13 protein-coding genes are annotated in these 11,661 nt (G+C 59.5%); 10 read left to right on the forward strand and 3 right to left on the reverse strand.

Translation table 11 applies throughout. The annotated features are described in order from the left end of the window. Positions 1-91: 91 nt before the first annotated feature. The 4 genes from AC3IT9_RS06555 to AC3IT9_RS06570 all read left to right on the forward strand — a co-directional run bounded on the left by AC3IT9_RS06555 (position 92) and on the right by AC3IT9_RS06570 (position 4,855). Entirely contained in the window at positions 92-1,000 is a 909-nt protein-coding gene (locus AC3IT9_RS06555; protein ID WP_150757357.1) for a LysR family transcriptional regulator, read from the forward strand. A 236-nt stretch (positions 1,001-1,236) separates the two neighbouring features. After that, on the forward strand, positions 1,237-2,430 hold the full coding sequence (locus tag AC3IT9_RS06560; RefSeq protein WP_057716050.1) for a CaiB/BaiF CoA transferase family protein: 1,194 nt from the start codon (positions 1,237-1,239) through the stop codon (positions 2,428-2,430). Continuing rightward, complete coding sequence (locus AC3IT9_RS06565; RefSeq protein ID WP_489272450.1) at positions 2,427-3,353, forward strand: hydroxymethylglutaryl-CoA lyase; 927 nt, start codon at positions 2,427-2,429, stop codon at positions 3,351-3,353. Before AC3IT9_RS06560 ends, AC3IT9_RS06565 begins: the two co-directional genes overlap by 4 nt. 170 nt (positions 3,354-3,523) lie before the next feature. Further along, entirely contained in the window at positions 3,524-4,855 is a 1,332-nt protein-coding gene (locus AC3IT9_RS06570; RefSeq protein WP_150727565.1) for an MFS transporter, read from the forward strand. 128 nt (positions 4,856-4,983) lie between these two features. Here the strand turns inward: AC3IT9_RS06570 and AC3IT9_RS06575 are convergent, their stop codons facing one another. Beyond that, the gene (locus AC3IT9_RS06575; RefSeq protein ID WP_489272451.1) at positions 4,984-5,475 is read right to left on the reverse strand and encodes a DMT family transporter; all 492 of its coding nucleotides are present in this window, start codon (positions 5,473-5,475) and stop codon (positions 4,984-4,986) included. A gap of 77 nt (positions 5,476-5,552) precedes the next feature. Between AC3IT9_RS06575 and AC3IT9_RS06580 the strand changes: the two genes are divergently transcribed. Then, positions 5,553-6,461 (forward strand): LysR family transcriptional regulator, encoded by a 909-nt coding sequence (locus AC3IT9_RS06580; RefSeq protein ID WP_489272452.1) that lies wholly within the window; start codon positions 5,553-5,555, stop codon positions 6,459-6,461. 20 nt (positions 6,462-6,481) lie between these two features. Here the strand turns inward: AC3IT9_RS06580 and AC3IT9_RS06585 are convergent, their stop codons facing one another. Next, on the reverse strand, positions 6,482-6,766 hold the full coding sequence (locus tag AC3IT9_RS06585) for a type II toxin-antitoxin system RelE/ParE family toxin (RefSeq protein ID WP_116262211.1): 285 nt from the start codon (positions 6,764-6,766) through the stop codon (positions 6,482-6,484). Further along, positions 6,756-6,995, reverse strand: coding sequence for a CopG family ribbon-helix-helix protein (locus tag AC3IT9_RS06590; protein WP_489272453.1), 240 nt, complete (start codon positions 6,993-6,995; stop codon positions 6,756-6,758). Before AC3IT9_RS06590 ends, AC3IT9_RS06585 begins: the two co-directional genes overlap by 11 nt. A gap of 153 nt (positions 6,996-7,148) precedes the next feature. Between AC3IT9_RS06590 and AC3IT9_RS06595 the strand changes: the two genes are divergently transcribed. The 5 genes from AC3IT9_RS06595 (at position 7,149) to AC3IT9_RS06615 (ending at position 11,586) form a co-directional block, all read left to right on the forward strand. After that, positions 7,149-7,787, forward strand: coding sequence for a LysE family translocator (locus tag AC3IT9_RS06595; RefSeq protein WP_150756264.1), 639 nt, complete (start codon positions 7,149-7,151; stop codon positions 7,785-7,787). A gap of 79 nt (positions 7,788-7,866) precedes the next feature. Further along, positions 7,867-9,213 (forward strand): sensor domain-containing protein, encoded by a 1,347-nt coding sequence (locus AC3IT9_RS06600; protein WP_489272454.1) that lies wholly within the window; start codon positions 7,867-7,869, stop codon positions 9,211-9,213. A 118-nt stretch (positions 9,214-9,331) separates the two neighbouring features. Continuing rightward, entirely contained in the window at positions 9,332-9,490 is a 159-nt protein-coding gene (locus AC3IT9_RS06605; RefSeq protein WP_150727559.1) for a KGG domain-containing protein, read from the forward strand. 72 nt (positions 9,491-9,562) lie between these two features. After that, positions 9,563-10,066: a DUF4142 domain-containing protein gene (locus tag AC3IT9_RS06610; RefSeq protein ID WP_150727558.1), complete on the forward strand. Its 504-nt coding sequence runs from the start codon at positions 9,563-9,565 to the stop codon at positions 10,064-10,066. A 434-nt stretch (positions 10,067-10,500) separates the two neighbouring features. Next, positions 10,501-11,586 carry a type I restriction endonuclease gene (locus AC3IT9_RS06615; RefSeq protein ID WP_489272456.1) on the forward strand — a complete coding sequence of 362 codons (1,086 nt, stop codon included), beginning with the start codon at positions 10,501-10,503 and terminating at the stop codon, positions 11,584-11,586. The last annotated feature ends 75 nt before the right edge of the window (positions 11,587-11,661 follow it).

Consider the following 11,661-nt stretch of genomic DNA (forward strand, 5'->3'; position numbering starts at 1 on the left):
CTTTATCACGACCGGTGCCCGGACCACGGCACGACGCGGGCGAAGAACGCTATGCTGCGGTTTCGCCTGAGCCGACTTCGCCGAGTACCCGATGCTGCAAAAAAGCCTGATCCGCCGTCTCGACCTGATCACCCTGCAACTGTTCGTCGCCGTGCATGAAGAAGGCACACTGACCCGTGCCGCCTCGCGCGAAGCGATTGCAGTCTCGGCGGCGAGCAAGCGCTTGATGGAACTTGAGGAGGCGCTGGGCATCAGCCTGTTCGTGCGCCAGGCCAAGGGCATGTCCCTGACACCGGCCGGTGAAACCCTGCTGCACCATGCCCGGCAGATGTTGTTCAACGTCGAGAAAATGGGGCTTGAACTGGGCGAGCACAGCCACGGTGTGCGCGGCTATGTGCGGATGCTCGCCAACCTGTCGGCGATCATTCAGTTTTTGCCCGAGGACCTGCGGGATTTTTCCGAGCGTCACCCACAGGTCAAGACCGACCTCGAAGAACGCCCCAGCGCCGGGGTGATTCAGGGCGTGCTCGACGGGGTGGCCGACCTCGGGATCTGTTCCATCGACAGCGACATCAAGGGCCTGCACAGCGTGCTGTATCGCCAGGACAAACTGGTGGTGTTGATGCCGCCGCACCATCCATTGGCGAGCCGGTCGAGCGTGGCGTTCGCCGATACGCTGGGCAGTGATTACGTTGGGTTGCATGCGGCCAGTTCGATCAACATGCGCACCCACGCGGCGGCGCGCCAGGCCGGCAAGGTTTTGCGTTTGCGCATTCATGTGCCGGGGTTTGATGCGATGTGCCGGATGGTCCAGGCCAACATGGGCATCGGCATTTTGCCGCACAAGGCTTATGAACTGTTCGGTCGGGCGCTGGGTTTGCACGCGGTGCCGTTGACGGACGAATGGTCGGACCGGGCGTTGATTCTGGTGGTGCGCGATGAGGCGTTATTGTCGCCGGTGAGCCGGATGTTGTTTGAGCATTTGCGAGGGGGTGCCTGATATTGTTGTGTTGATTGGGCCGGCCTCATCGCGAGCAAGCTCGCTCCCACAATGGCTCTGTGGTGCGCTGAAGATCCCTGTGGGAGCGAGCTTGCTCGCGATGACTGACCTGAGGTCGCAACAAGCTTCCAGAGCGTTCGCATTTCGCGAACGCCCGTTGCCAACTGAAGGTTGGATTCCCGAGCCCCCTGTCCTCTAGCCTTGGCACATATTCCAAGAACAAGAGGTACCCCGCGATGACTGCCCCCTTGAGTGCGATCAAAGTGATCGAGATTGGCACGCTGATCGCTGCGCCGTTTGCGGCGCGCATGCTGGCCGAGTTCGGCGCCGAGGTGATCAAGATCGAAGCCATGGGCCAGGGCGATCCCCTGCGCAAATGGCGCAAGCTGCACGAAGGCACCTCGCTGTGGTGGTACCTGCAATCGCGCAACAAGAAGTCCCTGGCGCTGAACCTCAAATCCCCTGAAGGCATCGAACTGGTCAAGCAACTGGCGACCAGCGCCGATGTGCTGATCGAGAATCTGCGCCCCGGCGCCCTGGAGAAACTCGGCCTCGGTTGGGACGTGTTGCACGCGCTCAATCCCAACCTGACGCTGGTGCGGATTTCCGGTTACGGCCAGACCGGCCCATACCGTGATCGTCCGGGTTTCGGTGCCATAGGCGAAGCCATGGGCGGGATTCGCTACACCACCGGCACCCCCGGTTCGCCACCGGCGCGGGTCGGCGTGAGCCTCGGCGATTCCCTGGCGTCGCTGCACGCGGTGATCGGCGCGCTGATGTCGCTGCTAAGGGTCAAGACCGGGCAGGGTGGCGGGCAAATCGTCGATGTGTCCCTGGCCGAAAGCGTGTTCAACGTCATGGAAAGCCTGGTGCCGGAATACGACATGCTTGGCCATGTGCGTGAACGCAGCGGTGGCGCCTTGCCGGGCATCGCGCCGTCCAACACTTACCTGACCGCCGACGGCGCCTACGTGGTGATTGCCGGCAACAGCGATCCGATCTACAAGCGTCTGATGCAAACCATCGGCCGCGCCGATCTGGCGGAGGCTCCGGAGTTCGCCCACAACGACGGGCGTGCAGCCAAGAGTAATCTGCTCGACGCCGCCATCACCCACTGGACCAGCAGCCTGCCAATCGATGAGGTGCTGGCCGCTCTGGAGGCCGCCGAAGTCCCGGCCGGACGTATCTACTCGGTGGCCGACATCGTCGCCGATCCGCACTATCAGGCGCGGGACATGCTGCTCAATGCCGAGTTGCCCGGTGGTGCCACGGTGAAGATGCCGGGCATCGTGCCGAAACTCTCCGAGACGCCCGGCGGCGTGAACTGGTCCGGCCCCGGACTGGGCCAGCACACCGACGGCATCCTCGCGCAACTGGGCCTGACCGCGATGGACATCGAACGGCTGAAAGTCGAAGGAGTAGTGCAATGATCACCGATTATTCCGACAGCCTGATCGTGCAGGAAGTGTCCCCGCGCGACGGTTTGCAAATCGAGCCGACCTGGGTTGAAACCCACGACAAGATTGCTCTGATCGATCAATTGTCGCAGGCCGGATTCAGCCGCATCGAAGCCGGTTCGTTCGTGTCGCCCAAGGCCATTCCTGCACTGCGCGATGGCGAACTGGTGTTCAAGGGCATCACCCGGCAACCGGGGGTGATCTACGTCGCGTTGATCCCCAACCTCAAAGGCGCGCAACGGGCACTGGCGTGCCGTGCCGATGAGCTGAACCTGGTGATGTCCGCCAGCCAGACCCACAACCTGGCGAACATGCGCATGCGCTGTGAAGATTCATTGGCCGCGTTCGGCGAGATTGTGCAGTTCGTTGGCGACAGTCCCGTGCGACTCAACGCCAGCATCGCCACCACCTTCGGCTGCCCGTTCGAAGGCAAGATCGATGAGGACCGCGTGGTGCAAATCGTCGAGGCCTATCAGGAACTCGGCATCCAGGGCATCACCCTGGCCGACACCACGGGCATGGCCAATCCGCGTCAGGTCGACCGGCTGGTGCGCCGGGTGTTGCAGCGGGTGTCCCCGGCGGACCTGACCCTGCATTTTCACAACACCCGCGGCCTTGGCCTGTGCAACGTGCTGGCCGCCTACGAGGCCGGTGCCCGCCGCTTCGACGCGGCCCTTGGTGGCCTAGGCGGCTGCCCGTTTGCGCCGGGGGCGTCGGGAAACATCTGCACCGAGGATCTGGTGAACCTGTGCGATGAAGTCGGCATTCATACCGGCATCGATTTGCCGCTGCTGCTGAAACTGTCCCGAGGACTGCCGGCGCTGCTCGGCCATGAAGTGCCTGGTCAACTGGCCAAGGCTGGACGCAATTGTGACTTGCATCCGATCCCGACCTGACACCAATCCCCTGTAGGAGCGAGCCTGCTCGCGATAGCGGTGAGGCAGTCGACATCAATGTTGGATGTGACTCAGTCATCGCGAGCAGGCTCGCTCCTACAGTAAAAAGCACCTCAACCAGACAACAAAAACAATCGGACACCCACGGGAAGTCCGCCTGGAGAACTGCAATGAGCCTTAATGCACTGGAGGCCGGCGCGAGCCCGGCCGTTAGCCACGACGAAGAAAAAGCCCTGGTCAGCAAAGTCGCCTGGCGTCTGATGCCGCTGATCATGGTCTGCTACCTGTTCGCCTTTTTCGACCGCATCAACATCAGCTTCGCCAAGTTTCAACTGCAGGCCGACCTGAGCCTGAGCGACACCGCTTACGGCCTCGGTGCCGGGTTGTTCGTGGTCGGCTATGTGATTTTCGAAGTGCCGAGCAACATGATGCTGTACAAGGTCGGCGCCCGGCGCTGGATCGCCCGGATCATGATGTCCTGGGGCCTGGCCACGGCGGCCATGGTGTTCGTCAACAGCGAATGGCAGTTCTATGTATTGCGCTTCGTGATCGGTGCGATGGAGGCGGGGTTTGCCCCGGGCGTGCTGTATTACCTGACCCTGTGGTTCCCGCAGCACTATCGCGGGCGCATCACCTCGATGCTGTTCCTGGCGTCGGCGTTCGCCGGCCTGGTGGGCGCGCCGTTCTCGGGCCTGGTGCTGCAACACCTCGACGGCGTGCTGCAAATGCGTGGCTGGCACTGGCTGTTCCTGCTCGGTGGCGTGCCGTGCATCGGCCTCGGTTTGCTGGTGCTGACCCTGCTCAAGGATCGCATCGAAGATGCTCATTGGCTGACGCCTTCGGAGAAGACCTTGCTGGCCAGCCGCATCGCCCAGCATGAGCCGCACAAGAGCGGTGGTTCGCTGCTCGCCGCACTTAGGATTCCGGGTTTCCTGACCTTGGGCCTGATCTATTTCCTGATTCAGGTGGCGTCCTACGGCTTGAATTTCTGGGCGCCGCAACTGATCCGCAGCGCAGGGACCGAGAGTCCGGTGATGATCGGCTTGCTGACAGCCATCCCTTATATCTGCGGTGCCATCAGCATGGTGGTGATCGGACGCCTGTCCGATGCTACTGGCGAGCGACGCAAGTTTGTCGCCGGTCTGGTGGCGGTCGGTGCGATCGGGTTCTTTTGCGCGGGGATCTTCGCCAACCACACGACCTTCCTGATTGTCGCGTTGGGCCTGCTCGGTGCCGGGATCATCGCCTCCATCCCGAGCTTCTGGACCTTGCCGCCGAAACTGCTGGCCGGTGCCGGCGCGGGCGCTGCCGGCGGGATCGCGGTGATCAACACCCTGGGCCAGTTTGGCGGCATCGTCAGCCCGGTGATGGTCGGCCGGATCAAGGACCTGACCGGCAGCACCACGCCGGCGCTGTATGTCATTGGTGTGTGTGCGCTGATCGCGGTGGCGCTGTTGCTGTGGGGGTTGCCGCAGAAGTTGCGGACTTTGGACAAGGCTTGATTGCTGCGGTGTCAGATGAATAGCTTTCGCGAGCAAGCCCGCTCCCACAGGGACCGTGTACTCCCTGTGGGAGCGGGCTTGCCCGCGAAGACTGACTGAAAAACACCATAGTACTTTCGGTTTTCCCCTCAACCCGCCGCCGTCGCCCCCCCCTTGGCCGGTGCATCAAAAAACTGAATCAACACCACCCCGGCCATCAACAGCACCACCCCAAACACCTTGGGCAAGGTGACCTGTCGCTCCACCAACCCAAACCAGCCGAAATGATCCAGCAACAACGACGCCACCACTTGTCCCGCCAGCGCCAATGCCATGAACCCCGCGGCACCCAGCTTGGGCAGCAGCACCAATGCCAGGGAAATAAAGATCACCCCAAAAGCGCCACCGGCCCACATCCAAAGCGGCGCCTTGCTGATGAATGCCAGAGACGGCAAAGGCAAGCGCATCGCCACGATGATCGGCAACAACACCAAAACGCTCACCAGCAACGAGGCGAGCGTCGCCCACAACGGGTGGCCCAACCCGCGCCCGAGGTTGACGTTGATCGCGCTCTGAAACGGCACCACCGCCCCGGCGATTATCGCCAGCCCCATCAGACCGGCCCAATGCAACGTACTCATGATCGATCTCCAACAGGTTTTGCTGGACTCTAGGGTATTCGTCGCGCAGATTTAAATTCCGTTTTGTTATCCAGAACATGCAGCAGATGAATGATCTACGACGTATCGACCTCAACTTGCTGGTGATCCTCGACGCCTTGCTCAGCGAGCAACACGTGACCCGGGCGGCCGAGCGTCTGCACTTGAGCCAGCCAGCGGTCAGTCATGCGCTGGCGCGATTGCGTGACCTGCTCGGCGATCCCCTGCTGGTGCGCGCTGGTGCCGGCCTTGTACCAACTCCGCGAGCGCTGGAACTGGTGGCGCCGCTGGCCGAAGCCCTGGCCCAGGTGCAAGCGCTGCTGGCGCCGAACGCCTTCGATCCTGCGACCACCCAGCGGACCTTCCGCCTGGCGATGTCCGACTACGGCGCCGCCATTGTCTTGCCGGGACTGATCCGGACGTTGCGCCGCGAAGCGCCGGGCATTGACCTGCAAATCAGCCATGGCAGCCGCGAAAGCATGCTCGAAGGGGTGCTCAACGGTGACATTGATGTCGCCGCCGGTGTGTTCCCGGAAATGCCCAACGAATTGCGCAGCACGCCGCTGTTCGAAGAGCACTATGCCTGCCTGGTGGACCACAAAACCCTGCCCGCCGATGGTGTGCTCGACCTACCCACTTATCTGGAACGCCCTCACGTCCTGCTGGAGATGCGCGGCAGCGGCACCCCGGAAATCGAGCGGGCGCTGACGGCTTTGCGCGAACGCCGGCGTGTCGCCATCAGCCTGCCGCACTGGAGCGTGGCCCCGGAACTCATCCGCGGCACCGACCTCATCCTTACCGTCGCATCGCGAGGATTGCGCGAAATCGATGAGTCCTCATTGGTTGTCGTGCCACCGCCGTTTCACATTCCATCGTTCACCTTTGTGTTGGCGTGGCATAAACGGCGGGGTGGGGATCAGGCGTTGAACTGGTTGAATCGCAGGATTGGGGAGGGGATCGAACGCTAGAGGTTTTTCTAAAATGGCCTTTACCAATTGGACGGTGGCAGGCGACGCGTATGAAAAATTCGTAGTACCTGAAGCCGACCTTGGCGAACCCGGTAGGGAATCAAATAGGGTCGATCAGGCATGACCCATTCCCGGGTACCGGGTAAGCGTCCTTCACGACCCGTCGCTGGAAATCGGGCAAGGTGATCAACACTGGCGAGAATCGCCTGGACAAAATCTGCTGCAGCTTCTGGATTTTCGATGGCGATGTACGCGGCTTCGTCATCCAGATTCTTTAACGCCGTACGCAACCACTCAACGCGCATTCGCCGTCCACTTGTCAGCCATTGCGTTCACTTCTTCTTGTGTCGCGAAGTCACCTTCATCGGCTTCTTTCAAGGCTTTCTGAATCTCCTCGATTTGCCACGCTTCACGGGCCAGGTATTCACGCAGCGCATCCAAGGCCAGAAATGACTTGCTGCGGCCCGTTGCTTTGGAAAGACTCGCGAGAGTATCGGCGATTTCGTCTGGTATGCGCAGGGACATAACTGACATGGTGGTCTCGATGTAGTGGTTTGTAATACAACATACTACACCGTCATCAGTGAGGCGGGACCAGCCCGTTCGTCTGTCGAGATGTTTCAGTCGACAGGCAATGACCTGATATAGACTGGCGACCATTCACCAAACCGTTCAAAAGGGCTTCCCATGACCCCATCGTTGCTAATGGCCGTGCTTGCCTCGGGTTTTATCTACGGCATTACCCCGGGGCCGGGTGTGCTGGCGGTGTTCGGCATTGGCGCGGCCCATGGGCGACGGGCCGGGGCGGGGTTTCTGTGCGGGCATTTGCTCGGCGATGTGATCTGGTGCAGCACGGCGCTGATCGCGATTGTCGGTGCGCGGGAGATCGGCAGTACCGCGTTCGACGTGCTCGGTGTGCTCAGTGGCCTGTACCTGTTCTGGCTCGGCTGGCGTGCGGTGCGCGCCCGGCGCAGCAGCGCTGATGCGCCGCAGGGCCCGGCGCGGCAGCCGTTCTGGCACGGCATTCTGTTTGGTTTGACCAATCCCAAGGCTTATCCGGTGGCGGTGGCGACGTTCACGGCGCTGTTGTCGAGCCGCGCGGAACTGCTCAACTGGTCAATGCTGCCGACGCTGATCGCCCTGAGTTTCGTCGGCGGGTTGCTCGCCTACGCTATTCTCATTGGCGTTGTCGGTGCGCGGCGAGTGCGCAGCTTGTACCAGCGTCATGAACTGGCAATCACCCGGTTGTGCGGGGTGATGTTCATCGGTTTCGCCATCAACGCGCTGGTCCATGCGTTGCCGGGGCTGATGCCGAGCAAGGCTTGAATATGATCACAAGGATGCAAGGCCGACAGGGCAGGGATGATTGATAAGCGCTGCATTATCAGGACACCCACGCTGAACCATGGAAAACCGAAACTCCGCGCCGCTGGCGAGCTATATCGATCTGTTGCTGGACGCCGTCTGTGCGGTGGATAAACAGGGCCGCTTCGTCTTTGTCAGTGCGGCGTGCGAGCGCATTTTCGGCTACAGCGCCGATGAGATGATCGGCCAGCCGATGATCGACATGGTGCACCCGGGCGATCGCCAGCGCACCCTCGACGCCGCCCGGGAAATCATGGGCGGCGAACCCAAGCTCAACTTCGAAAACCGTTACTTGCGCAAGGATGGCCGCGTGGTGCACATCCTCTGGTCGGCGCGTTGGTCCGAGGACGATCAGTTGCGCATCGCGGTAGCCCGCGACATCACCGAACGCAAGCAGGCCGAATCCCGGCAGGCAGCGTTGTATGCGATTTCCGAGGCGGCCCATGCGGCAGAGGATCTGCTGGCGTTGTTTAAACGCATCCACATGATCATCGGCGAATGGCTGCCAGCACTGAATTTTTCCGTGGCGCTGTACGACGAGCACTGCGCGCAGCTGAATTTCCCTTATCACGTCGATGACCACGAGCCACGGCCCGAACAGCCCGGAACCATGACCGGGCGCTTGTGCACCGAGGTGATCCGCACGGGACAGCCGATCCTGTTGACCCCGGACCAGTGCACACCTCCTGCCGGCTTCGAAGTGCTGTTGACCGAGCAGAACGCTCCGTGTTGGCTGGGTGTGCCGCTGAACTCGCAAAACGGCACCATCGGCGCGTTGATCGTCAAAAGCATTCCGGGCGGCGAGCGCTACACCGAGCAAGACATGGAACTGCTGCAATACGTCTGCGCCCAGGTCGCGACCGCCATCGAGCGCAAGCAACTGCATGCCCGCTTGCAATACATGGCCCAGTACGACCAACTGACCCAGTTACCCAACCGTGAACTGCTGCGCGACCGGCTCAAGGCATCACTGCAAGTGGCCCGGGAGAACCGCGGGCGCATGGCGCTGTTGTACGTCGACCTCGACCGCTTCAAGCACGTCAATGACACCCATGGCCACGCGGTCGGCGACATGCTGCTGCAAGCGGTGGCCAACCGGCTCAAGGGCTGTGTGCGGGAAACCGACACCGTGGCACGCATCGGCGGCGATGAGTTCGTGGTGTTGCTGCACAGCATTCGCGCTGCGGGCGATACCGACATCGTGGTCGAGAAAATCCGTCAGATCCTGGTCCAGCCCCTGCGCCTGGACGGGCACAGCGTGAACATCCAGCCAAGTATCGGCGTCGCCCGATACCCCGATCACGGCACTGAAGAGAAGCAATTGTTCCGGCATGCCGACGAGGCAATGTACTGCGCCAAACGCGAGCATCACCTGCGACTGGTCTGAAAACCCGGGCACCGTTCGTCGTGGTATCCACGTAATTTTCTAAACCTTTTGGGATGCGCAACTTCAGATTCTATGGGGGCTACAGCTCGCCGCGATCATCACCAAGAGGAAGAGAATCATGCCTAATTCAAGAAACTCGAACTCGGGAAACTTCACCAACGATCGAACGAAGGCCTCTGAAGCCGGTCGCAAGGGTGGGAAAACCACCACCACGACCGTCGATAAAGACCCGGCGAAACCCGACATGGGTCGCAAGGGCGGTCAGAAATCCCGCTAAAGGATGCAGGTGGTTTTGATTGAGAGGCGGGGGCGAAAGCTCCCGTTTGAACTTTTCAAGGAGGGCGCGACCATGAACCGGATGGCCACCCGATTATGTAATGCCAGTTTTGCCACGTTACTGGGCCTGTTTGCCAGCAGCACCTTTGCCCAGTCGCCCGCCGAATTCATCGACGAGGCCTCGGCAAAAGGGATCGCCGATATCGAAGCGAGTCGTCTGGCGCACCAGAAAGCCGAGTCCAAAGAGGTCAAGGACTACACCATTATTGTCATCAATGACCGCACCACTGCGAACCAGCACCTGGCGAAAATCGCCAGGAAACTGGATTTACCGGTCGCCCCGCGCGAAGAAATTGTCGAAAAGGCCAAAACCCTGATGCCACAAGTCATGGATGGGGCGACTTTCGATGAGGCCTATGCCGCCAGTCAGGTGAAGACCACCCAGGAAGCCATCGATCAGTTGCAGCAGGAGGCGCAGACCACCGACGTGCCGGAAATCAAGGCGTTCGCCGAAGAAACCCTGCCCAAATTGCAAAATCATCTGCAAATGGCCAAGGCGTTGCAGGCCAGTCGTTGACCTGAAGGTTTGAACACAAACGGCGCGGGACTTCACTCACGCGCCGTTTTTCTTTTCCGCACTGATCCAGATGCGGTTTGGGGTTGTGCGTTGGATTCAGGCCATTGAGGTCGAACACTTCGTTTTCAGCCATGGTGCGGTAATGGATGCGCAGCATCTCCAGGAACGTCCGGGGTTGCCGATCCGGTAGGTGAGTTTCTTCGCTTTTTTTCCGAATTTCATGACCGTGTTCTTTGTAGGGGATGAACCTGAAGTTCGGGCAACGGTGGCGAGATGAAAGTTAGGCTGGGGTTGCAACCCAATGAAGCACGGCGGTGGGCAAGATCTTAATTCTTGGTGGAATTCTTCCTTTGTGTCGGTTTGTGTCTAGTATCAATGGCAGTCAATTTGCCAGCATGTGTTCACACGGATCGAAACCGGAAAAGAGGCTACTCATGGAATTCTTCGAAAAGTTAGCAAGTCTCGCTGCCAAAGTTCGTTTGCAGAGCGCTGCCATTCAAACGGAAGAAGCGACCAAGAATGCTTTTGTCATGCCCTTTATCAGCACGGTACTGGGCTACGATGTTTTTGATCCGACGGAAGTGACACCTGAATTCGTTTGCGATATTGGAACGAAGAAAGGGGAGAAAATTGACTACGCAATCATGAAGGCAGGAGAGGTACAGATCCTCATCGAGTGCAAGAAAATAGGCGAGCCACTGCACATCAATCATGCCTCCCAACTGTTTCGCTATTTCCATGTCACCAGTGCTCGAATTTCCATTCTCACTAACGGTCAGGTCTATAAGTTTTTCACTGATCTGGATGCACCGAACAAGATGGATGAGAAGCCATTCCTTGAACTCGACCTGCTGGATATCGACGAGTATTCCGTCCCAGAGTTGGTGAAACTCACCAAATCTGCATTTGATGTGGATTCGATCATCAGCGCCGCAGGTGAGTTGAAGTATGTCAGCCAAATCAAAAAGGTGATTGCTTCTCAGGTCAGCAAGCCGGACGACGATTTTGTGAAAGTCTTCGCTTCACGTGTTTACGACGGGGTGATTACTCAAAAGGTCCGCGAGCAGTTCCATGAACTCACGAGAAAGGCTGTGGTGCAGTTTCTCAACGAGCAAATCAATGACAGGCTCAAGTCGGCAATGAGTGGCGCCATCCAGCCTGCGCTCGCCTCTTTACCGGTCGCTACCAGTGACACTGAACAATCAGATGTTCGAGACGAGTCAGAGGACAAGGTACTGACGACATTGGAAGAACTGGAGGGCTATCACATCGTCCGGGCCGTGGTTCGGTCGGTTGTTGATGCCAAGCGGATTGTTCAGCGCGACACACAGAGTTACTTCGGCATCCTGCTCGATGACAACAACCGCAAACCGATCTGCCGACTGCACTTCAACCGATCGCAGAAATACATCGGCATATTTGACGAAGAGAAGAATGAAACACGGCATGCAATAAATTCCGTCGATGACATTTACGAGTACTCGGATCATTTGAAGAAGACTGTCGGCTACTACGATTAAGATCGCTGCCTAACGACGAAAAAAACTAGTCAATAGAGCCTAGGCCGATCAGTTAAGGTGAAAAATCTGTGGGAG

The organism is Pseudomonas sp. KH_046_1 (genome assembly GCF_057839025.1).